At 65.4% G+C, this 21,482-nt stretch carries 18 protein-coding genes and 1 pseudogene; 8 read left to right on the forward strand and 11 right to left on the reverse strand.

Features of this window, described 5'->3' with window-relative positions:
• Window positions 1-12: 12 nt before the first annotated feature.
• The 4 genes and pseudogenes from ppc to ACOYYX_RS04310 all read right to left on the reverse strand — a co-directional run bounded on the left by ppc (window position 13) and on the right by ACOYYX_RS04310 (window position 7,821).
• Complete coding sequence (gene ppc / locus ACOYYX_RS04295; RefSeq protein WP_422928700.1) at window positions 13-2,784, reverse strand: phosphoenolpyruvate carboxylase; 2,772 nt, start codon at window positions 2,782-2,784, stop codon at window positions 13-15.
• Between the two features lie 264 nt (window positions 2,785-3,048).
• Window positions 3,049-3,129: pseudogene (locus ACOYYX_RS04300) on the reverse strand (SEC-C metal-binding domain-containing protein); the annotation flags it as partial.
• 1,390 nt (window positions 3,130-4,519) lie between these two features.
• Complete coding sequence (locus ACOYYX_RS04305; RefSeq protein WP_422928701.1) at window positions 4,520-5,938, reverse strand: DUF1552 domain-containing protein; 1,419 nt, start codon at window positions 5,936-5,938, stop codon at window positions 4,520-4,522.
• A complete protein-coding gene (locus tag ACOYYX_RS04310; RefSeq protein ID WP_422928702.1) occupies window positions 5,935-7,821 on the reverse strand; it encodes a DUF1592 domain-containing protein in 1,887 nt (628 codons plus the stop codon). Before ACOYYX_RS04310 ends, ACOYYX_RS04305 begins: the two co-directional genes overlap by 4 nt.
• A gap of 332 nt (window positions 7,822-8,153) precedes the next feature.
• On the opposite strand from ACOYYX_RS04310, the gene ACOYYX_RS04315 reads away from it, so the two are divergent.
• The 3 genes from ACOYYX_RS04315 (at window position 8,154) to ACOYYX_RS04325 (ending at window position 10,253) form a co-directional block, all read left to right on the forward strand.
• Window positions 8,154-8,822: an O-methyltransferase gene (locus ACOYYX_RS04315; RefSeq protein WP_422928703.1), complete on the forward strand. Its 669-nt coding sequence runs from the start codon at window positions 8,154-8,156 to the stop codon at window positions 8,820-8,822.
• Window positions 8,823-8,865: 43 nt separating this feature from the next.
• The gene (locus ACOYYX_RS04320) at window positions 8,866-9,969 is read left to right on the forward strand and encodes a winged helix DNA-binding domain-containing protein (protein WP_422928704.1); all 1,104 of its coding nucleotides are present in this window, start codon (window positions 8,866-8,868) and stop codon (window positions 9,967-9,969) included.
• Between the two features lie 107 nt (window positions 9,970-10,076).
• Complete coding sequence (locus ACOYYX_RS04325; RefSeq protein ID WP_422928705.1) at window positions 10,077-10,253, forward strand: hypothetical protein; 177 nt, start codon at window positions 10,077-10,079, stop codon at window positions 10,251-10,253.
• Window positions 10,254-10,255: 2 nt separating this feature from the next.
• On the opposite strand, the gene ACOYYX_RS04330 is transcribed toward ACOYYX_RS04325, so the two are convergent.
• Window positions 10,256-10,867 carry a TetR/AcrR family transcriptional regulator gene (locus ACOYYX_RS04330; protein WP_422928706.1) on the reverse strand — a complete coding sequence of 204 codons (612 nt, stop codon included), beginning with the start codon at window positions 10,865-10,867 and terminating at the stop codon, window positions 10,256-10,258.
• 264 nt (window positions 10,868-11,131) lie between these two features.
• On the opposite strand from ACOYYX_RS04330, the gene ACOYYX_RS04335 reads away from it, so the two are divergent.
• Window positions 11,132-11,977: an oxidoreductase gene (locus tag ACOYYX_RS04335; protein ID WP_422928707.1), complete on the forward strand. Its 846-nt coding sequence runs from the start codon at window positions 11,132-11,134 to the stop codon at window positions 11,975-11,977.
• Window positions 11,978-12,365: 388 nt separating this feature from the next.
• Window positions 12,366-13,235: a KPN_02809 family neutral zinc metallopeptidase gene (ypfJ, locus tag ACOYYX_RS04340; protein WP_422928708.1), complete on the forward strand. Its 870-nt coding sequence runs from the start codon at window positions 12,366-12,368 to the stop codon at window positions 13,233-13,235.
• A gap of 33 nt (window positions 13,236-13,268) precedes the next feature.
• Here the strand turns inward: ypfJ and ACOYYX_RS04345 are convergent, their stop codons facing one another.
• The 6 genes from ACOYYX_RS04345 to ACOYYX_RS04370 form a co-directional block, all read right to left on the reverse strand.
• Window positions 13,269-13,997 (reverse strand): peroxiredoxin family protein, encoded by a 729-nt coding sequence (locus tag ACOYYX_RS04345; protein ID WP_422928709.1) that lies wholly within the window; start codon window positions 13,995-13,997, stop codon window positions 13,269-13,271.
• A 34-nt stretch (window positions 13,998-14,031) separates the two neighbouring features.
• Window positions 14,032-14,538 (reverse strand): hypothetical protein, encoded by a 507-nt coding sequence (locus ACOYYX_RS04350; protein ID WP_422928710.1) that lies wholly within the window; start codon window positions 14,536-14,538, stop codon window positions 14,032-14,034.
• A gap of 47 nt (window positions 14,539-14,585) precedes the next feature.
• The gene (locus ACOYYX_RS04355) at window positions 14,586-15,398 is read right to left on the reverse strand and encodes a transposase (protein WP_422928711.1); all 813 of its coding nucleotides are present in this window, start codon (window positions 15,396-15,398) and stop codon (window positions 14,586-14,588) included.
• A 62-nt stretch (window positions 15,399-15,460) separates the two neighbouring features.
• Window positions 15,461-17,065 (reverse strand): RNA polymerase sigma factor, encoded by a 1,605-nt coding sequence (locus ACOYYX_RS04360; RefSeq protein ID WP_422928712.1) that lies wholly within the window; start codon window positions 17,063-17,065, stop codon window positions 15,461-15,463.
• Between the two features lie 433 nt (window positions 17,066-17,498).
• Complete coding sequence (locus tag ACOYYX_RS04365; RefSeq protein WP_422928713.1) at window positions 17,499-18,251, reverse strand: 3-oxoacyl-ACP reductase family protein; 753 nt, start codon at window positions 18,249-18,251, stop codon at window positions 17,499-17,501.
• Between the two features lie 81 nt (window positions 18,252-18,332).
• Window positions 18,333-18,869, reverse strand: coding sequence for a TetR/AcrR family transcriptional regulator (locus ACOYYX_RS04370; RefSeq protein ID WP_422928714.1), 537 nt, complete (start codon window positions 18,867-18,869; stop codon window positions 18,333-18,335).
• A gap of 350 nt (window positions 18,870-19,219) precedes the next feature.
• On the opposite strand from ACOYYX_RS04370, the gene ACOYYX_RS04375 reads away from it, so the two are divergent.
• The 3 genes from ACOYYX_RS04375 (at window position 19,220) to ACOYYX_RS04385 (ending at window position 21,353) form a co-directional block, all read left to right on the forward strand.
• Window positions 19,220-20,098, forward strand: a complete 879-nt coding sequence (locus tag ACOYYX_RS04375) for a transposase (protein WP_422928715.1) — start codon at window positions 19,220-19,222, stop codon at window positions 20,096-20,098.
• A gap of 145 nt (window positions 20,099-20,243) precedes the next feature.
• Window positions 20,244-20,384 (forward strand): hypothetical protein, encoded by a 141-nt coding sequence (locus ACOYYX_RS04380; RefSeq protein ID WP_422928716.1) that lies wholly within the window; start codon window positions 20,244-20,246, stop codon window positions 20,382-20,384.
• Between the two features lie 36 nt (window positions 20,385-20,420).
• The gene (locus ACOYYX_RS04385; RefSeq protein ID WP_422928717.1) at window positions 20,421-21,353 is read left to right on the forward strand and encodes a transposase; all 933 of its coding nucleotides are present in this window, start codon (window positions 20,421-20,423) and stop codon (window positions 21,351-21,353) included.
• Window positions 21,354-21,482: the final 129 nt, after the last annotated feature.

Here is a 21,482-nt window from a genome sequence, read left to right on the forward strand (position 1 = left end):
CGGGGTCTTGGCTCAGCCGGTGTTCTTGAGGCCGGAGGCGACGCCGTTGATGCTCTCGAGGACGCCGCTCAGGAGCTCCTCATGCGGCTCGTCGCCGGCGCGGAGGCGCTTGAGGAGGACGAGCTGGATGAAGCTCAAGGGGTCGACATACGGGTTGCGGCGGTCGATCGAACGTCGGAGGATCGGCGAGCGTTCGAGGAGTTCGTCCTGCTCGGTGATCTTGCAGATGACGTCGACCGTGCGATTGAACTCGTCGGTGATCTGGCCGAAGATTCGGTTGGCCAGGTCCTGGTCGTCGACGAGGTCGGCGTAGAGGCGGGCGATCGTCAGGTCGGCCTTGGTCAGGATCATCTGGGCGTTGTCGATCAGGGTGCTCCAGAAGGGCCAGCGCCGGTACATCTCGCGGAGGAGTTCCAGGCGCCCCGGATCCTCCCGGAGGAACTCGGTCACGGCGCTTCCGAGCCCGAACCAGCCGGGCAGGGTATGCCGGCTCTGCATCCAGCTGAAGACCCAGGGGATCGCGCGGAGCTGGTCGATGTTCGTGGCCGCGCCACCTCGCCGCGCGGGCCTCGAGCCGATCTTGAACTGCGAGATCTCGCCGATGCAGGTGGCCTGCTCGAAGTAGGGGAGGAAGTCGGGGGACTCATACACGAGCCCTCGATAGTGGCTGCAGGCGGAGGTGGCGAGGGTGTCGAGCACCGAGAACCAGGCGGGGTCGGGCGACTCGGAATCATCCGGGAAGCTCGTCCGCAAGACGGCGTTGAGGACCTGCTCGAGGTGCCGCTCGGCGATGGCCGTGTGCCCGTAGCGGTCGGCGATCATCTCGCCTTGCTCGGTGATCCGGAGCCGGCCGTTCACCGTGCCTCGGGGCTGGGCGAGGATCGCGTGGTTCGCCGGCCCGCCTCCGCGTCCGACGGCCCCGCCCCGGCCGTGGAACATCTGCATGGTGATCCCGGCCTTCTTGCCGAGCTCCGTCAGCTCTCCCTGCGCCCGGTAGAGGGCCCAGGCCGATTGCAGGAAGCCGCTCTCCTTGTTGCTGTCGGAGTAGCCGATCATCACCTCTTGCAGGTTGCCTCGCAGTTCGACGTGCTTGCGGTAGATCGGCAACTCGAGCAGCCGCTCCATGATCGCCGGCCCCTCGCGCAGCGGCATCAGGGCCTCGAAGAGCGGGACGATGTCGATCCGGCTGATCCCCTCCTCGGGGCGGAAGAGGCCGGCCTCGCGGGCGAAAAGCAGGACTTCGAGGAGGTGCGCGGCCTCGGTCGTCGAGCTGATGATGTAGGTGCTCAGGACCTCGGGGCACTGACGCTCGAGGATCGCGGCGAAGGTGCGGAAGGTGTCCACCACCTCGACCGTCTCGGGCGAGTAGAGGGGGAGGGCCGGCACGATCCGACGCGAGAGTTGCAGCTCCTTCGAGAGCAGGTCGAAGCGCTCGTCGGGGCTCAACTCGAGGTAGTTGGGGCAGAGCCCGGTGGACTGGAAGATCTCCTCGAGGGCCTTGCCGTGGCGGTTGCTGTGCTGGCGGAGGTCGATCTTGAGTAGGTGGACGCCGAAGACCTGGACGAGCCAGGTGAGGTCTCGGATCGCTCCCGAGGCCGCGGCCTCGGCCCCCGCCTGGATCAGGTCGTCGGTCATGACCTTGAGGTCGTCGAGCAGCCCCTGGCGGACGAGGTAGACCCCCGGCGGTGGCGGCGGGGCCGGCTCGAGGTGCGTGTTCGGCAGTGCTTTGAGGTAGTCGAGCGTCCGGTTCAGCTTGGCGATGATCATCCGGCACTTGAGGCGATACGACTCGTGCTCCGTGCCGGGGGCGACCTCGGGCAGCACGGCCGCGTCGCGTGCCAGCGACTCCAGGAAGGCCGGACCGTGCTTGACGAAGTGGTCGGAGTGGCTCAAACGCCGCCAGAGGTCCTGGACCCGGGTCAGGTAGAAGCGGAGGATCGTCTCCTGCTGGAGCTTGACCGCCTCGGCGGTGACGTCGTGGGTGACGTGCGGGTGGCCGTCGCGGTCGCCGCCGATCCAGGAGCCGAACTGGAGGAAGGCCGGGACCTGCCAGTCTCGCCCCGGGTAGACCTTATCCAGGGCCTCTTCGAGCTTGCGATAGACCCGCGGGACCACGTCGAGGAGCCTGGCCTCGACCAGGCCGAGCCCCTGCCGGACCTCGTCGAGGACGCTCGGGCGCTCGGCCCGGATGACTTCGGAGAGCCAGTAGGTCTCGACCTCCTCGGCGATGGCGGCGATCGCCTGCTCGCGCTCGATCGGCAGGGCCTGGCCGTACTCGACGCGGTCGAGCTGGCGGGCGATCGACGCGAGCTTCTCGAGGCTCGTCCTGCGCCTGGCCTCGCTCGGGTGCGCGGTGAAGACCGGACAGACGAGGGCCTGGGCCAGGTGCTCGGCGACCTGGTCGGCGTCGATGCCGCGGTCGCGGATCTGGCGGAGGGCGGCCTCGGTGGTCTCGGCCTGCGATGAGGAGACCTTGCCCTCGATCGCCGCGCGGCGGAGGGCTCGGACGCGGGCCTGCTGCTCGGCGAGGTTGATGAGGTCGAAGTAGATGCTGAAGGCCCGGATCAGGCCGCGGAGCGCCGGCACGTCGAGCTCGCCGAGGCGGTCGCGGAGCCGGCGGGCGTCGTCCAGCGACGGGCTCGACCGCAGCTCCTTGGCCGAGGCGCGGATCTCTTCTTCCAGGTCGAACGCCTCTTCGCCGCTGAGGCGACGTATCGCCTGGCCGAGCAGATCCCCGAGGAGATGGATATCGGCGCTGAGGACTTCCTGAACCGTGGGTTGCATGCCTTGCCGCGTGGCCTCTCGACTCAAAGGGGGCGGAATCTTCCCCGGATGGTGGGGGACCTACTCTTGCATGCAGAGTCTATACCGAATCGGAGCGCGATGAAATCGCCGAGCGGCCCTTCCCGAAGAACTCGGGGCGCAACCGCTTCCGGCACGCGGGCCCGATCCCCGAAGTGCGTGGGGCGGTGCCCGCAAAACCATCCGGGCACGCCCCCGGGGCGGGCAGAGTTTGTGGCGTCACCCTTCCGAGATGGAGCCGGCGAATCAGCCCGACGACCTGCCGTGGCACTTCTTGTACTTCTTGCCGCTCCCGCAGGGGCAGGGGTCGTTCCGGCCGATCCTCGGGCCGTCGTGCTTGATCGGGGCCACCGGCGCGGGGACGAAAGGCTCGGGGCCCGGCAGCTCGAGCGTGTTCGCCCAGGAGGCTCCCGTCGCATTCCCCCAGGACGATCCCGGATCATTCGCCCAGGAGCCGCCCGAGAAGTCGCCTCCCCCCAGATCCTGCTCCATCGCGCGGATCCGGCTGGCGATCGCCTTCTCGTCCTCGTCGCGCTCTTTCCTCCAGGCCTCGGCCTGGGGGAGCGTGATGCCGAGGATATCCGCGAGGTTGAGGAGCTCCCCTTCCAGCGACGTGTAGGAGTTATCGTAGCCCTCCGCGATCACCTTCTCGATCGTCGGGATCGCACGCTCGGAGAACTGCGAGCAGAGTGCCTTGCCGATAAGCGCCCGGCTCTCCTCGTTATCATCCGCCTCGATCAGGGCGAAACAGGCGTCGACGGAATCCTCGTGCTTGATGCCGCCCAGAGGCCCTGTCGAGTAGATTCGAAAGGTATCCCCTTCCGTCGGGTACATGGCCGCGATCAGGCGGACGGCCTCGGGGTCGGCGATCTTCACCAATGCCGTCGAAGCTTGCTCGAGCAGGTATTCGGCGTCGATCTTGTAGAGGTTGACCAGGTCCGGGACCACCTCGGCGACCTTCCGCTCCCCGGCCAGGTCGACGGCGAAGATCCCGATCCATCCCGTCTCTTCATCCTCGTTCGAGCGGATGATTTCGCGCAGGGCCTCCACGTCGGGCACGGAGTGGGGCGCGAGGAGCCTGATGATGTCCTTGGCGTAGTCGAGGTCGATGTCGCCGACGTACTGGTGCTCCTCGGAGGATTTGGCGAAGTGCTGGAGCTCTCCCCAGAGCTGCTCCCCCGACCAGTCGCGCATAGCGAGCAGGCGGCGTAGGCGCCCGGTTAGTTCCGGGGTGATGTTCGGGTGCTCGAGGATGCGACCTTGCTTCGCCTCGAGCACGTCCATCGGGCCTGAGAACACGAAATCCCAGACGCCCGCAAGTAGGAACTTCTCTTCGAGGGTCGGGATCAGGTCCAGGGCACGATCGATCGTGGTGGCGTCGGCCACGAACCGCCGGAGCATGGGTAGAATCTTGTGGAGTGGGCCTTCGTCGCCGTAGCGTGCCACCGCCTCCAGGAGCGCCGCCGGGACCTCCGGATCCCTGGAATAGCTCTCATAAAAATAATCGACCGCCGCATGCCGGAGGTGGAGATCCTCGTGGAGGATGAATGGCTTGATGCGATCGGGGGATAGCACGAGGGTCTCTCCGCCAGGGGATGCTTTCGCGTTTTCCGCATGATGGGACGGCCGGGCGCGGCCTCTGCGCCCGACTCGATCCTCTACGAAAATCATACCCGCGCCGGGCCGTTGGCCCAAGCATGGCGGAGACCCAATCGCCTCAGCCCTCGAACCTGGGGTCGTCGAGGCCGGGCAGGGGGCCCGTGCTGTCGGCGAAGCGGTCGACCTTCACGCCCATGCGGTCGAGCATGGAGACGTAAAGATTGCAGAGCGGCGTGTCCTTGGAATAGGTCAGGTGCCGGCCTGTCGCGAGGGTGCCGCCACCGCGCCCGCCCAGGACGATCGGCAGGTTGTGCGGGTTGTGGCTGTTGCCGTCACGGAGCGCCGAGCCGAGCACGACCATGGAGTTTTCGAGCAGGGTCTTCTCCCCTTCCTTGATCTTCTTCATCCGATCCAGGAGGTAGGCGTACTGCGCGACGTGCCAGGCGGTGATCTTGTCGTACTGCTCGAGCTTCTCCTGGTCGTTCTCGTGGTGCGAGATCTCGTGGTGGCCGCCGCCGACCCCCTCGATGAACGAGAAGTTCTTGCCGCTCACGGCGTTGCCGAACATGAAGCTGGCCACGCGCGTGGAGTCGGTCTGGAAGGCGAGCAGGATGATGTCGAGCATGATCTTGGCATGCTCGGTGTGCTCCATCTTCCGCTCGCGGAGCCGCCCGAGGTCCGTCTGGTACGAGTCGACACGGTCGCCGAGCTTCTTGAGGTCCTCGCGAGCGGCGGGGTCGTCCAGCACCTGCGCCCGGCGGTTGCTCGCGTCGAAGGCGATCCGGCGCTCCACGGCGCGGACGGAGTCGAGATACTCGTCGAGCTTGAGCCGATCCGCACCGCCGACCCTGTCCCGGAGCGACTTTGCGTCGTCCATGACGAGGTCCAGCACGCTCCGATCCTCCGCCCCGTCCCCCGAGGACTTGCCGGCGTTCGAGCGGAAGAGGCGGTCGAAGGCGAGCTTCGGGTTGATCTCCTTGGCCAGCGGGGTCGTCGGCGTCGACCAGGAGATGTGCGAGCCGTAGAGGCGCGTGTATCCGACCACCGTGTCGACCCCCATCGTGACCGGCTCGACGCCGAGCTCGAGCGAGGGCAGGGGGGTGAAGTTGCCGACCTTCCGCGCGGCGAGCTGGTCGACCGAGACGCCGTTGGCGTTCAGGTCGGCTCCGGTGGTCCGGGTGATGGTCGTGCCGGTGAGCCAGGCGGCGTCCTTGACGTAGTGGCCGTCGCCGGTCTCGGTGTTCCGGTTCGTCAGTTGGGTCAGGAGCAGGACGTCGTCCTTGAGCGCCGCCAGGGGCTGGAGGACGGGCGTCAGCTCGTAGTTCGCCCCCTTTCCTGTGGGCGTCCAGGTGTGCGGGTTGACGCCGTTGGGGAAGAAGAGGAAGGCCATGCGGGTGGGGGCGTCGGGCGTCGAGGCCCCGGCGGCGAGCGCGGTCAAGGCCGCGGGGCGCATGGCGTCGAGCAGGGGGAGGCCCATCGTCACGCCCAGGCCCCGGAGCATCGTCCTACGGGTGATGAGTCGGCTCGCTCTGCTCATGGCTTGGCCTCGGCTCCGGGCTTCGGGGGGGATTCGTTGCGACGATACTGGAACGGATAGCTTTTGACGATCTCGGAGACGAGCACCGTGCTCCGGTACTCGTGATCGGCGAGGGCCCCGTCGATCTCCCTGACCGCGTTGGCGTCGTAGAACTCGACGCCCCGCTTCAACGCATAAGAAAGCATCCTGCGCGTCAGGTTCCTCACGAAGAGGTCGCGCTTCTGCTCCTTGAGGATCTTCTTGAGCTCGGCCGCGCCCCGGAACTTCTCGCCCGAGGCAAGCTCCCCCGAGTCGTCCACGTCGAGCCCGCCGACCTTGTCCCTCAGCCGCCCGACGGGGTCGAACCTTTCGAGGCCGAAGCCGAGCGGGTCGAGCTTGGCGTGGCATGAGGCGCACTCGGCCTTGCCCCGGTGCATCTCGAGGCGCTGGCGGAAGGTCTTGCCGTCGACCGGTCCCCCTTCGGGCGAGAGCACCTTGACGTTCGGCGGAGGGGGCGGGGGCGGGGTTCCGAGAATCTCCTCGAGCACCCACTTGCCGCGCAAAACGGGGCTGGTCCGCTGCGGATACGAGGTCAGAGTCAGGATGGCCGCCATCCCCAGCACGCCCCCCCGGTTCGGATCCTTCAACTCCACGCGGCGGAAGTCGGGGCCGGTGACGCCTTCGATCCCGTAGTGCTTCGCCATCGCCTCGTTGAGATATGTGTAGTCGGCTCCGATCAGGTCGAGGACGGGGCGGTCGTCGCGGAGGAGGGCGTGGAAGAAGGCGATCGCCTCCTCCGCCATCGCCTCGCGGAACTGGGGCGAGTCGTCGGGGAAGATGCCGCGATCCGGCCCGTCGATCGTCGGCAGGATGTTCACCCGGAGCCACTGGCCGGCGAAGTTCTTCGCCAACGCCCGCGACTTCGGGTCGGCCAGCATCCGCTTGACCTGCGCTTCGAGGACGGCCGGCTCGTGCAGCATCCCCTTCGCGGCGAGGTCGAAGAGGGCGTCGTCGGGCATCGACGACCAGAGGAAGTACGAGAGGCGGCTGGCCAGCTCGTATTCGCTGACGCGGTAGGGCGTATCCCCCGGCTGATCCTGTTCGACCAGGAACAGGAAGCTCGGCGAGACCAGCACCGCCCGCAAGGCCAGCCGGACCGACTCCTCGAACGGACGGCCGCGGCCGTCTGCGAGCTTGAAGAGCTGGAGCAGGCGGTCGACCTCCTGCGAAGTGCTCGGCCTGCGGAAGGCCCGCGACGCGAACCGCTCGATGCAGCGCCTGGCGGCCTCATCCTTCGGCGTCGTCTCGTCGGGGCGGGCGACGAGGTAGCGACCTGGATCAGCCTTCCCGAGCACGTCGGTCGCCGCCGCCAGGTACTTCTCCATCAGGATCGGCGGTACGAAGAGGGTCGACGCGTTGTTGTCGAACCCGGCCCCGCCGCCGCCATCGGTCGGGAAGGCGTCGGCCGGACGCGTGTCGACGCCCAGGATGTCGCGGATCGTGTTGTTGTACTGCTCTCGCGTCAGGCGCTGGATCGGGCCTCGACCCGGATCCTGGACCCCCTCGATCGACTCGAGCATGGCCTCGATGATCTCGGTCGAGCGGACCACCTCGGCATCGAGGAGTTTGCGACGCCCCTTCGGCGGCATGGTGCGCTCGTGGATGGCGTCGGCCACCCGGGTCCAGAGTTCGGGATCCTGCTTCGCCTCGGCCTCGTCCTTGAACCGGGAGAGGTCGATCCCCGCCTTCGCCTTGAGCGCACCGTGGCAGCCGATGCAGTGCTTCTCGAGGACCGGCTTCACTTCCTTGTCAAAGGCCGTCGGCTCGGCCGCCCCGGCTCCCGGGCAGAAGACCGAGAACGCCGAGCAGAGCGTGAGCGCCGTCAAAACCCTCTTGGATCGCATGGATCTTCCGCGGCTCTACGAGTAAGGACTGACCGGGTGGGCAAACTGGGGCAGGTCATCTGGCGTCGTTCCTCGAAGAGTATAACAGGTTAAGAGATCGTGCCCACTGTATCCCGACAAGTCCCGAAGCCCCCGGGCGGTTCCGCCTTGTTGAGGTTCCGGATTTTCTGTACAGCAATAGTTGCTGCTCGCCCGATCACTAGATTCGGTCCAGCTCGGGAGCATTCGGGGAGGGAGAGGCGGGTATCGGCGACGGCCGTCGGAGGGTATTTTCGCCTCGGGTCATTGCGGATGGATGAGGCGAGGCTTCGAGATCGAAGGGGAGGCGGCCGATGAGCGAGGAGTTATGGACAGCCGTGGATCGTTACATCACGGACCGGCTTGTCCCGGCCGACCCGGTGCTGTCGGCGGCGCTCGAGGCGAGTGAGGCGGCCGAGTTGCCTGCGATCCACGTCGCGCCGAACCAGGGCAAATTCCTGGGGATGCTGGCCAGGACCCACGGAGCCTGCAAGATCCTCGAGATCGGCGCGCTCGGGGCATATAGCACGATCTGGCTCGCCCGGGCTTTGCCCGCTGGAGGCCGTCTCATCACGCTTGAGGCCGACCCGAAGCACGCCGAGGTCGCCCGCGCTAACCTCACGCGGGCCGGGCTCGACGGGGTCGTCGAACTGCGCCTCGGTCCGGCCATCGAGACCTTGCCGAAGCTGGAGGCCGAGGGCCTCGGCCCCTTCGACTTCATCTTCATCGACGCGGACAAGCCGAGTAATCCGGACTACTTCGCCTGGGCGTTGAAGCTCTCGAGGCCCGGGAGCGTCATCGTCGTCGATAACGTCGTGCGCGAGGGGGCCATCGCCGACGCGAACAGCGACGATCCCAGGGTCCAGGGCTCCCGGCGGCTCTACGAAATCGTCGCCGCCGAGCCCCGCGTGACGGCCACGGCCATCCAGACCGTGGGCAGCAAGGGCTACGACGGCTTCCTCATGGCCATCGTCGAGGCCTGATCGGTTTTGTCCGCCATCCGCAAGGGATTGCAGGAGTCCTCCCGTGGCGCTCGAGACGCTCTCGCAGAAACGCTTGAATCGGGCCTTGCTTGCGCGTCAGATGCTCCTGGAACGCGAGGATCTGCCGCCGCTCCAGGTCATCGAGCGCCTCGTGGGGATGCAGGCCCAGCAGCCGCAGCCTCCATATGTCGGGCTCTGGACGCGGCTCGAAGGCTTTACGCGTCCGGCGCTCTCGCAACTCCTCCACGATCGCCAGGTCGTGCGGGCCACGACGTTGCGGGGGACCTTGCATCTGATGACTGCCGGGGATTACCTCGCCTTCCGGGGAGCCCTCCAGCCGGGCCTGAGCGCCGGGATGCGTGCGATCCTCAAGGAAAGGGGAGAGGCCCTGGACATCCCCGGCCTCGTGGCCGAGGCCCGTCGGCACTTCGACGCGAGCCCGAGCACCTTCACGAACCTCCGCGCCGCGCTCGTGGCGAGCTTCCCCGACCTCGACGAGCGCGCGATGGGCTACGCCGTCCGCACCCACCTGCCACTCGTGAGCGTCCCCGACGAATCGGCCTGGGGCTACCGCGCCGACACCAACTTCGCCGTCGCCGAGGGCTGGCTCGGCCAGGCTCCTTCGATCTCCGAGCGGCCGCACGACCTCGTCCTGCGCTACCTCGCCGCGTTCGGCCCCGCGACCGCCGCCGACGTGCAGACGTGGTCCGGCCTCGCCGGGATGAAGGCCGTCCTCGAAGAGCTTCGCCCTCAGTTGCAGACCTTCCGCGACGAGCGCAATCGCGAGCTCTTCGACCTCCCCGACGCCCCTCTACCACCGGAAGATACGCCGGCCCCCGTCCGCTTCCTCCCCGGCTTCGACAACGTCATCCTCTCGCATGCCGACCGGACGCGTATCATCGCCGACGAGCATCGCCCCCGGGTCACCTCCAAGAACCTTTTGGTGGCTCCCACGATCCTCATCGATGGCGTCGTCGCCGGCGTCTGGAAGTGCACCCTGGCGAAGAAGGTCGCGACCCTGAAGGTCACGCCGTTCATCCCGCCCTCGGCGGCCGTCAAGAAGCAACTCACCAAGGAGGGCGAGAAGCTCGCCCGCTTCATCGAGCCCGAGGCCAGGAGTCACGCCGTCGAATTCGAGGCGATCTAGCCGGTAGCACGCCCGAAGCTACCGGCGTCCTGATTGACGTCGTTGTTCGTTTGTTTTATTGATGTCTGCAAGACAACGAACAGTCGGCTGCGTCTCGGGGATGAGCGATGATCCTGAATTACCTGCTCGCGACGGTCTATTTCCTCGTCGGCCTCGGGCTGATCATCATCGGATTCCTCGACCGCCGCGAGGGCTGTGTGGTCGCCGGGGCCATCCTGCTGGCCGCGGTCTACCTGAGGGATGATTCCAAGGACGATCGATCCGACGCGAAGCCTTTAGTTTGATCTCATCGCTCGACGGCCGCGGCGATCAATGACGCCAAATCGGCGAGGTGCGCCCGGTAGGCGGGGACGCTTTTGGATAGCTCGCGGTCCCACTTGGCGCCGACCGCATTGCTGACGAGGAGTCGGATGATGGCCTCGGGGGTGAGGCCACAGCGTGCGAGGGTGATCTCGCCCGATTGCTCGGCGGTGGCGATCATCTTCGCGAGCCTCGCCCGGTACTCCGCCTCGTGGGCGATGAGCCGCTCGCCGCCGGCCGTCGGCCAGGCCTTCTTCAACTCGGGGAGGCTGTCGTGGTCGTTGAAGACCTCGAACGCGGCGCCGAACCTCGCGTCGATCATCCGGTGCAGACGCTCGCGGAACGGGACCGGGGCCGCCTCCGCCTCATCGCAGCGTCGCGTCACCGCGTCGATCATCCGCTCCTGGACCGCGCGGAGGACGTCCTCCTTCCCCTCGTAGTGCAGGTACAGCGTCGCCTTGGCCAGGCCCGCCTCCCGCGCGATGTCGACCATCGAGGTCCGGCGATAGCCGTAGCGCGAGAATAGCTGCATCGCCGACTCGACCACCAGGTCGGCAGTGCTCCGGGACGGGTTCAGCGACGACGACGGAGAAGACATGGAAATGCGCCCTTGCCTTGCGGGTACCTTCGCGCTACGATGGACCGAGTAGACTTTTTTGGTTCACCGAGTCTATTCTAGGATCGGGATCGAGAGACGGACACTTCACTTTTCACTTTCCGCCTTCTGCGAAGCCGACCGGGATCGGCGCATCTGGGCTCCTCCCAGCATTCTAACCGTCGAAGCCCGAGACGGTGACCCGAATGCGGCGGAGGACGGCATTTCAAAGGACTCCTTGGATCGTCGCGAGAGGGAGGTTGATCGATGCCGCAAGGGAAGAAGGTCTGGTTCATCACGGGGATTTCTCGAGGCTTGGGCAAGGAACTGGCCCGCGCGGTCCTGGCGCGGGGCGATGTGGTCGTGGGGACGTCGAGGAACGGCCGGGCCGACCTCGACGCGGGGGACGGTGAACTGCTCGTCCTGCCAATGGACGTCAACAACATGAAGCAGGTCGAGGCGGCCGTGGAGCGGGCCTACTCGCTGCACTGGCGGCTCGATTACGTCGTCAACAACGCGGGTTATGGGCTCCTCGGGGCGGTCGAGGAGGTCAGCCAGGCGCAGGCTCGCGGCGTCTTCGAGACCAATTTCTTCGGCTCGCTCAACGTGATCCGCGCGGCCTTGCCGACGCTCCGGGCCCAGCGTCGTGGGCACATCCTGAACGTCTCGTCGGTCGGCGGGTTCACGTCCATCGCCGGCGCCGGGATTTACAACGCAAGCAAGTTCGCGCTGGAGGGTATGTCGGAGGCCCTGGCCTTGGAACTGGCGCCGCTGGGCGTCCGCGTCACGATCGTCGAGCCGGGCGCGTTCCGCACCGACTTCCTCACGCCCGACTCGCTCCAGATGTCGTCGAACTCCATCGACGACTACGTGGAGACGAGCGGCCGGATGCTCGCCCACTTCGACCAGATCAACGGCAAGCAGCCCGGCGATCCCGCCGCCGCGGCCGCCGCGATCCTCGAGATGGTCGACTCCCCCTCGCCGCCCCTCCGCCTCGCCCTCGGCGGCGACGCCCTCGAGCGGATGAGGCGCAAGCTCAGGCAGGTCGAGCAGGACCTCGACCGCTGGGAATCCCTCTCCCTGAGCACCAGCTATGAAACGGTGAATTCGTGAACATCCCCGAAGTCCGACCCGAGGCCCACGCTCGGGTCGGACCCGGTTGGCTTTCCGCCTCGCCTCGATAGAGATGACCCCCCCTCGACGATTGATCCCCGTCTCCCAGTTTGCGAGCGCCTGAGAAATTCATTTCCCGACCTCGGGATGCCCCTTGCGGCTTGCGTTCGAGTGCCTTGCGTCATGAAATGAGGGTCGATGGCGTGCGAACTCGCGTCGTTGGCTTCTCTCTGGGAAGTCGATCGCGCGGCATGGGAAATGTAGACACTTCGGGACAAAGCCGACGGATCAGACCGGATGCGTCGGCGGGACCAGGACCATCGCAGTCTCGGCGTCGAGGGCCGGGATCGAGCGTCATCGTCGAAGTGGATATCGAGGAGGGGGAACCATGCGTTGGCGAGGCGGGCGGGAGAGCGAGAACGTTGAAGATGATCGCGGGAGACCTGTGACCACGGCCGCGATCGGCGGCGGGATGGGCACGCTCGTCATCGTGGTGATCGCCCTTTTGTTGGGGGCCGACCCCCGGCAGATCCTCCAGTTCGTCGCCAACAACCAGCAACGACAGCAAGCCCCCGCCCAGCCGGGTCAGCCCGGCCCGAAGGGGAGTCCCGAGGAAGAGGAACGCGTCCAGTTCGTGAAGGTCGTGCTGGCGGATACCGAGGACGTCTGGACGGAGCTATTCCAGAAGATCGGTCGGAATTATGAGGAGCCCAAGCTCCACCTCTTCACCGACTCGGTCAACTCTCAGTGCGGCATGGCCGACGCGGCGGTCGGCCCGTTCTATTGTCCGGGCGATGCCAGTGTCTTCCTCGACATCTCATTCTTCAAGGAACTGGAGAAGCGGTTCAAGTCCCCCGGTGATTTTGCCCAGGCTTATGTGGTCGCCCACGAGGTCGGCCACCACATCCAGAACCTCCTGGGCACGAATCAGAAGTTCGAGGCGGCCCGCCGCCAGGCCGACGAGCGCGGTGCGAATGCCCTCTCGGTCCGCATGGAGCTCCAGGCCGACTTCTACGCCGGAGTCTGGGCCCATCACGCCCAGAGGATGCAGAACATCCTCGAGCCCGGCGACGTCGAATCCGCCCTGCGTGCCGCCACCGCGATCGGCGACGACACCCTCCAACGCCGCTCGCAAGGGTACGTCGTCCCCGACTCCTTCACCCACGGCACCTCCGAGCAGCGCGTCCGCTGGTTCCGCAAGGGCCTCGAGACCGGCGACCTCCGCCAGGGCGACACCTTCAACGCCGAGGATCTCTAGGCCGTTGGGCCAACCTGTGACTTCGCCCCTGGTTCAATTCTTCTTGCCGGGACCTGCGTCCCGGCTTTTCGCTTCTTTCAAGAGCTCGGCGACGGTTTTCTTCAGCAGTTCGGGCTGCAGGATGTGCTTGTAGCGGATTCTCCCCTGGGGGTCGATGAGAATGAGGTCGACTCGAGCGTTCCAGGCCGTCTGGATCGGTCCCGGCTTTCCATCCGGCTCCTGATCCCACCAGAACCGGGCGGGTAACCCGCTAGCCCCGAGCAGTTTCCCGAACGATTCGCGATCCGAGGCTCGGCCCGGGGATGGGACCGCGACACCAAGCAGGGCGAACGCCTCGTTCGCGTGGCGGAGGGCCTCGTCGCGCACCGCGGCTGTGACCATCGCGGGCTCGCCGGTCCCATCGGCGCTGAGTTGGACCGGGCCGCAGAAGTAGATCGCGACCACCTTGCCCCGGTAATCGCTGAGTTTCATCGGCTTGCCGTCGAGGTCGAGGCCTTCGATCTCGGGCGCCGGGCGGCCGATTCCGAGGCCGCGGAGGGCGACCAGTTGGTGTCGGGCCGCATCTGCGTAGGTGGTATCGCGTGGGGAGAGTGGGGATGGATTCGCGAGCGGGATATCGGCGAATTCTTCGATCACTCGCCCATACAGGCTTTCGGCTTCACGCTCCAAGGCATCGACGTCTAACTTGTTGAGCCTCTCCTCATAGTCGTAGCCCCAGCCTTCCTTGTTGATGGGCGATCCTAACGCCTTCAATTTTGACACTTCTCGCTGATCCCGACAGTCCTTGGCCCTCGCGTCACGCCACTCGCCCCCTGGGCACCGCCTTTGGTGAGCATCCATCATCTCCGCTCGGCCCCGGATCGCCATGCCACCGACTTCGTATCGCCCTCTCGCGCTTGTAGCGACGGTCCATGAGCAGGACCAGGAACCGCACGATCGTCCGACGCTCCCGCCACTTGTACCGCGCTTTCTCCTCATGCCGGAGCTGCCGGTTGACGCGCTCGACATGATTGTTCGTCCGCACCCGGCGGCACGCCGGGTCCTTCAGGAACGCGATCATCTTGGCGAACTTCTCGTCGGGGAGCATCCCCATCGCCGACGACAGCTCGGGGACCTTCTGGAAGCGGGGATTCCCCAGGAGCGCCGCATGCCGGCCCCGGGCCAGCTCCTCCGTCTGCCCCTCCTCGAATAGCATCGTGAGACGGTCCACGAAGTCCCGCAACGTCTTCAGCTCCGGCAGATAGCTCAGCATCGTCTCCAGGTCCGCCCGCTCCCCGGCGCTCATCCCCTCGCGGCGCTTCACGATCAGCCAGCGATGCTTGAAGACGAAGGCCGATTTCTCCTTGTTCGTCAGGCGCCGCCGCGACCGGCGCCGGGGCCGGCCCGGCTTCCGCTTGCGGCCTCGGTTGCCGCGGCGGGAGAGCCCCGCCGCATCCGACGCACCGCGTCCAGGACGCGCTGATGCAGGTCCTTCAGGACGTGGAAGACGCACAACTGATGGCGGGCCGCCGGCCAGAGTTCCGCCAGCAGGGTCGGATAGAGGTTTGAGCCGTCGGTCACCACCACCTGCGGCAACAGCCCCCACCACTTGAGGTCCTTGAGGAACCGCCGCATGTGGTCGCGATCGTCGCCGGCGACGACGGCGAAGGCCACGGGCAGGTCCTGGAGCGGGTCGGTGGCCAGCAGGAGCGTCGATCGGCCCAGGTGGAGCTCGTCGACGCAGAGCGTACCGCTGAACCGGGTCAGGATCCAGCGGCGATGCTCGGCCATGTCGAGGCCGCGGACCCTGCGGTCGAGGCAGTCGTAGACAAAGCCGTCGGAGAGGTCCAGGAGGAAGTCGCGGCGCATCGAGGCGATGACGCGCTCGACGCTCATGCCGTCGTCGAGGATCCGGTCGAGGACCGCCTCTCGGACCTTGTGGTCGTAGGCGGCCTTAGGTTCGACGCCCGGGGGGCAGGTGCGGAAGGTGCTGCAGCAGCCGCAGCGGGCGCGATACTCGCCGTAAGTGATGTCGAGGAAGACGACCTGCTTGTAGGCGAGGGTCCGGACGAGGCGCCGGAGGACCTGCTTGCGGCGCCCCCGCTTGCCGCACGTGGGGCATGGAGCCTGGCTCGGGGCGCAACTCAGGGGTATGGTACGGACGTGGGGCCTTCGGGTCGCCATGACCTGCGTGCTCCTGTGGGACGGGTAATCACCCACAAGCACGCAGGCCCTATCTCCTCTTGTCAAGAGCCTCTTACGGCGACCGGACTCCTGTCGGGATCAGCGAGAAGTCTCAATTTTTCTGGATCGAAGAGCCGACGCACGCGAATGGAGGCCGCGCGAGTGTCGAGGAAGCAGGCGAGATGGTAGCAAGCCATGCCGCGGATCTTGCGGTTCTGGTTCTTCTCCATCGCCTCCCGGAAGAGTCGCTCGGTCGCCGTGGAACCTACCATCTGGACCTGGCGGATGTTAAAAAGGGGTTCAAGTTTGTCGCCCTTGATGTGATCGCGCACGATCATCTCCTTGGCTCGTTCCACCATCGAGCCATAAAGGAGGTGCGTGGCGATCCAGATCAGGGCCTCTTCCGCGGCGGGCGTTCCGGGATCCTGCTCGGCCAGTTGCAGGAGCGCACCGGCATAGAAGGCGGGATTGACGCGGTCCTTTTGCAAGGCGGCCTGCGCCTCGGTGGTTTTCGCCTCCTGCATCGTTTTCAGGAAAGCATCCTCCTTCTCCTGGTATTCGCGAATGAGCCTCTTCACGTCCTCCTCGTCTCGACGGCGAAAGGCCTTCTTCAATTCCCCGTTGGAGGGCGTTTTGCTGGAAGCCTTGGGTTGCGGCCCGGTAGGTAGGGGCGTGCTCGAATCCTTCTTCTGAGGAACTTCCTGCCCGATTGCCTGGTCTGATGCTGGCTCCTGCTCGCGGCGAGGTGCGGAGTTGGATGCCAGGCCAACCCCCGCCGTCACGAATCCGACGACGAAAACTGGTACCGCCATGATCATCAGTTTGTTCGTCATCATGTTGGATAAGATCCCCTCCATCAAGGTCACGGTCCCGGCCGAGACGGTCCCGGCCAACGCTTCACGGCCCAGGCCGATTTGCATGGCGCCTCGGATCGCCCCTTCCACCAGCGCGACGGGCACCGCCGTGCCCGCGGAGGCCGACTCCGCGAGCCGGACCGACGACGAGGCGAGCCACTCGAGCGGGGCCGCCGACGCGATGCCCCGTCGGGTCAGGCGCCGCTTCAACCGCTCGCGGGCCGTCGCCAGCCGGCTCCGGATCGTCCCGACGGGGCAACCCAACTCGCCGGCCGCCATCTCGTGGGTCAGCCCTTCGAGGTAGCAGAGCACGACCGCCGCGCGGAACTTCGCGGGCAGCCGCCCGATCTCCTCCTGGAGGATGCGGGCGATGTCCCCGTCGAGCCCCGGTCTCATGTCGGTGCCCCCAGCTTGAGCCTCGGCCCTCGCGGCGTGCCTCTGCTCGCGGTGTTTCCGACGCGTCGCCTGCGTTCGAGCCCGCGAGGAGACCCTCAACGCCACGCCATACAGCCACGCCCCGACCGAATCCCTCGAGCGGATCGACTTCGCGCGACTGGCCAGCACGAGGAACGTCGCCTGGAAGGCATCCTCGGCCTCGTGGCGGTCGCCCAGCACCGTGCGACAGACCTGGAACACCATCGGGCTATGCCTCGCCACGAGCGCGGCGAACGCGGCCTCAGCCGCCGGATCCTGCTCATCGCGACGAGCCGCAAACCGTCCGACCAACTCGTGGTCGCTCAGCCCGACGGCCGTCCCGGACTCGAACAGGACGGTCAGGCTCTTGGTCGCGATCTGGGATGGTCCTCGCCCCACGGCTGAAGCCCCTTGAAGACGCCGAAAACCTCTGCAATTTCACCAGCTAGTGTCCACCCGGCCCATCGCCAATCGATTTATTTTCGAGGCGTCTCGAACGGCTGACGCACCGGCGCAGGTGGCTTTTCATCGACCCCCAGCTATCGAACGCGAGCCCGTCGACTTACGAGCCGAGTCCAGGATTGGGGACGAAATCGGGACGAGGATGTCGAATACCGCCGGTGATTTTTTCGGTAAGATCGCTCTGCGTCGTCGGGAGGCATTCCGGAGATGATGGCTTCAGTGATCGCCTCGGACGATTGCACCGGTTAAGGTCGAACGCCATTAAGCTAGACCGTAACCTCTTGTCCCATCGAACGTTTATGCCACTTTGCTCCTGATGTCTTCACCCGAGGGCGACAGGGTGTGGACTGTATGATGGATTTACAACCACTCAAGCATTGAGTCCGCCGTCGATAGTCAGGCTGACCCCGGTCACGAACCCGGACTCCGGACTTGCCAGATAGGAGACGAGCCCCGCGACCTCGTCCGCCGTGCCATATCGTTGCAATGGGATCATGCGTTTGATCATCTCAGAAAGGGGGCCATCGGCGGGGTTAGCATCGGTGTCGGTCGGCCCCGGCTGGACGTTGTTCACGGTAATCTGGCGAGCGGCGAGGTCGATCGCAAGGCCGCGAGTCAGCGATGCCACTGCGGCTTTGGTCATCGCGTAGATCGAACCGCCAGCGAAGCGAGTGCGGTCGGCGACCATGCTGCCAATGTTCACGATCCGTCCCCCTTCGGCCATGTGCTTCGCGGCTTCCTGGGCCGCCGCGAAGATCGCACGAACGTTCACGGCCACGCTCCGGTCGAATTCGTCCATCGAAAAATCGCCGAACGCCTTCAGCAGGACGATCCCTGCGTTGTTGACGAGCACGTCGAGGCGACCGAAGTGAGCGACCGTTTGGGCTACTGCCGCTTTCACTGCGGACGAATCGGCGGAATCGGCCTGGATCGCCAGGGCCTTGCCTCCTTCCGCCTCGATCGCCCGGACGACCTCATTCGCTTGTTCGGATGAGAAACTGTAGGTAATGGCGACCGCTGCACCATCCCCCGCCAATCGCCTGGCAATGGCCGCCCCGATCCCCCGCGATCCACCGGTCACGATCGCCACTTTTGAGGACAGGTGTTTCGTCGGTTCCGACATCTTGAAAATCTCCCTTGGAATTGTTGAAATTATGATCAAAAATCAGTTCTGGACTGACCAGTCAATTTGGAAGAAAAAAACTCAACGAGGCGTGAGAGTCGAGATTGCCATCAAAGCGATCCCACGCAGATCATCGGGAGAGGTTCCCGCTTTGGCACTGACCTGCAAACCTCTCAGGGTGTTGAGAAGGAAGTTTGCCGCGTCACGTACATCAACCTGCGAGCTGATCTCGCCGAGACGTTTTGCTTCGACGAGGAGCTTTTCGTAGCCGCCCAAGCATCGAGCAGTTATGGACTGAATTCGCTCTCCGACGTCGGAGTCGGACGAGGCTAACTCCGTCGTTGCGTTGACGTAGAAGCAACCCCGCGACCGCTCGAAACTCGTCCCGGTGGCGACGGAGAGTAGATGCTCGCGGATCGTTGCGAGGGGCGACGTGGCACGGGAAGCGATTTCCGTGAAAGCCGACGCGGAATCCGCCTCGTAGAGCCGGAAGGACTCCAGATAAAGTTGGTGTTTATCGCCGAAGGCGTCATACATACTCTGGCGGCCGATCGCCATCGCCCGGATCAGGTCATTGGTTGATGTGGCCTCATACCCGTGCTCCCAGAACACGGTCATTGCTTGCCTCAACGCCTTATCGCGGTCGAATTCTCTCGGTCGTGCCATGGCAGCATCATAACGTTCTTGATCGTACAGTCAAGAACTTCAGCCTCAACGCAAACAATCTGATTGTATAAATAAGATGATTTTTGTTATTGTATGTTGTAATGGTTAAGTTGTTAAATTTTTAATTATGTGTTGATGTGTCATCGTCTTGTCCTATTTCCCAGAGGTCGAGGCATAGGCATTATGGGGGGAAGGAACGCCGTTAGGCGAGTGTAAGGGCCAATAGAGAAAACACTTGAAGAACCCAAGGCGTCCCGGCAGTCTGGCGTTGTTTGACGACACCAGCAACCGGAGGTCCCAGGATGCATCACCGGATTTCAATCGCTCTGCGAAAGCTCCGGCAAGATCTTGCCCACCGGATGGGTCTGGTCGGTGACGTCCACCATCACCTAGAGAAGGGCGACGTCCTGGTCGGCGACCGGGGATTCTGCTCGTTTTTGCATCTGGCGATGCTCGCCGCACGCAGCGTCCACGCCGTGATCCGGGTCCATGCCCGGCAGATTGTAGATTTCAACTCTCACCGATCGCACGTTGCCCGCCGCTCGAAGGGATCGGCCAAGGGCCTTCCCCGGTCCCGATGGTTGCGGCGGCTGGACGAGCAGGACCAAGTCGTCGAATGGTTCAAGCCGCTGACGCGGCCGAAATGGCTGACCGAGGCCCAGTTCGACGAGTTGCCTGACTCCTTGGAGCTTCGCGAGGTGCGTTACGAGATCGGCCGGCAGGGGTATCGCACGCGGTCGATTACGCTGGTGACGACCCTCCTCGACGCCAAGGCTTATCCGCTGACGTCGCTGTCTGACCTCTACGGCCTCAGATGGAGTGTAGAGCTGAATTTGAGGCACTTGAAACAGACGATGAAGATGGACGTGCTGAGGTGCAAGACGGTGGACGGCGTCCTCAAAGAGCTGACCGTCTACGCCCTAGTCTACAACCGCGTGCGGGCGGTCATGCTGAAGGCCGCGTCAACGCAAGGCGAGGCGGCGGATCGGATCAGCTTCGTGGATCCATTGTGGTGGCTGGCCGGTGCCGAGGAGGATCTGTCGGAACTGGTGGTCAACCCCGATCGTCCTGGCCGAGTTCAGCCGCGCGTGGTGAAACGTCGGCCGAAGGAATATGTACGTATGACAAAGTCACAATCGGAATGGCGTAAACAATTGCTGGGACAAGAGATCGCCGCCTAGTTTAATGGCGTTCCCGGTTAAGGTCATTTCTTACATCATCGGATCACTGCAATGTACCCCCCCCATACGCTGCACCCCCGTCGTCCTCCTCCTCTCAAATGCCCTCACGGTTTCGATCGGCGCCCCGCTTCATGACACGCGCGAGGTGGCCGCGATCATCAAGGAGATCGAGAGCACGCCACTGCCGCAGTTCGATCGGCGCAAGACGGAGGCCGCCCAGGCCGTCAAGGAGTTCGTCGCCCGCCGCGAGGCGGCCGTCAAGAAACGAGAGGCGCTTGCTCTGTAGAAAACCCGTGAACCGCCGTGCATCTCGGCTCGTATCATGAGGTGTGACCACGCGAATCCCCGCGGGGTCCTCCGGGTCGCCTACGACGCCGCCCGTCGGGCGCTCCCCGCGCACCGGCACAAGTTCAGCCCGAAGAAGTTCACCCAGCCCCAACTCCTGGCCTGCCTGGTGCTCAAGGAGTTCGCGCGCCTTGACTATCGCGGGCTGGCCGACCACCTCGCCGATTATCCCGACCTGGCCCGGGAGATCGACCCGGAGGCCGTCCCCCACTTCACCACCTTCCAGAAGGCCGCGGCGCGGCTTCTGAAGGCGAAGCCGGGCCGGGCGATGTTCGACGCGGTGCTCGACCTCGCGCTGCGGGACAAGGTCCGCAATCGCCGGGCCCCGCTGGCGGCCGTTGACGGCACCGGGATGGAATCGCGGCACGTCAGCCGGTACTACGTCAAGCGGCGGTCCAAGACCGGGACCGGCACGCAGGAGACGACCTACTCCAGGTGCCCGAAGGTCGTGCTGGTCGCCGATTGCCGGAGCCACCTGGTGCTGGCGGCGGTCCCCGGCCGCGGCCCCGCCTCGGACCTCGTGTTGTTCAAGGCGGCGCTCAGGGATGCGGCGGGCCGGGCGAGGATCGGCACGCTGCTGGCCGACGCCGACTTCGACGGCGAGTGGGTCCACGAGCACGTCCGCTCCTACGGCATCCGCACCCTGATCCCGCCGGAGCGGGGACGGCCGTCGGACAAGCCGCCGGCCGGGAGGTGGCGGCGATGGATGAGGGCGGCGCTGCAGAGGTTCAAGGCGAAGTACGGTCAGCCGTGGCAGGCGGAGGCGGTCAACTCGATGGTCAAGCGGCGGCTGGGCTCGGCGCTGCGGGCGCGGGGCTATCGGAGCCAGTGCCGCGAGATCATCCTCCGGGGCATCACACATAACGTGATGATCGTCGCGAGAATCAGGGTTTCTACAGAGCGCTCCTGACCCCTTTTTGCCGTCGGCCCGGCGGCGCTGGTGCAGCCGCACCACCACGTCGACGCCCCAGGCCTTCAGGCCCGCGATCACCCTCCGAGAGCGAACCTGATGGACATTCGCTCTTGACCTCGTGCCATT

The sequence above is a fragment of the Singulisphaera chitinilytica genome (assembly GCF_049331405.1).
Taxonomy (GTDB): domain Bacteria; phylum Planctomycetota; class Planctomycetia; order Isosphaerales; family Isosphaeraceae; genus PoT.

Bases quoted from the DNA above. Each gene is read 5' to 3' on its own strand.
- ppc (WP_422928700.1), bottom strand. From the start codon at position 2,784: ATGCAACCCACGGTTCAGGAAGTCCTCAGCGCCGATATCCATCTCCTC.
- ACOYYX_RS04305 (WP_422928701.1), bottom strand. From the start codon at position 5,938: ATGAGCAGAGCGAGCCGACTCATCACCCGTAGGACGATGCTCCGGGGC.
- ACOYYX_RS04310 (WP_422928702.1), bottom strand. From the start codon at position 7,821: ATGCGATCCAAGAGGGTTTTGACGGCGCTCACGCTCTGCTCGGCGTTC.
- ACOYYX_RS04315 (WP_422928703.1), top strand. From the start codon at position 8,154: ATGAGCGAGGAGTTATGGACAGCCGTGGATCGTTACATCACGGACCGG.
- ACOYYX_RS04325 (WP_422928705.1), top strand. From the start codon at position 10,077: ATGATCCTGAATTACCTGCTCGCGACGGTCTATTTCCTCGTCGGCCTC.
- ACOYYX_RS04330 (WP_422928706.1), bottom strand. From the start codon at position 10,867: ATGTCTTCTCCGTCGTCGTCGCTGAACCCGTCCCGGAGCACTGCCGAC.
- ACOYYX_RS04335 (WP_422928707.1), top strand. From the start codon at position 11,132: ATGCCGCAAGGGAAGAAGGTCTGGTTCATCACGGGGATTTCTCGAGGC.
- ypfJ (WP_422928708.1), top strand. From the start codon at position 12,366: ATGCGTTGGCGAGGCGGGCGGGAGAGCGAGAACGTTGAAGATGATCGC.
- ACOYYX_RS04355 (WP_422928711.1), bottom strand. From the start codon at position 15,398: ATGGCGACCCGAAGGCCCCACGTCCGTACCATACCCCTGAGTTGCGCC.
- ACOYYX_RS04365 (WP_422928713.1), bottom strand. From the start codon at position 18,251: ATGTCGGAACCGACGAAACACCTGTCCTCAAAAGTGGCGATCGTGACC.
- ACOYYX_RS04370 (WP_422928714.1), bottom strand. From the start codon at position 18,869: ATGACCGTGTTCTGGGAGCACGGGTATGAGGCCACATCAACCAATGAC.
- ACOYYX_RS04375 (WP_422928715.1), top strand. From the start codon at position 19,220: ATGCATCACCGGATTTCAATCGCTCTGCGAAAGCTCCGGCAAGATCTT.
- ACOYYX_RS04385 (WP_422928717.1), top strand. From the start codon at position 20,421: ATGAGGTGTGACCACGCGAATCCCCGCGGGGTCCTCCGGGTCGCCTAC.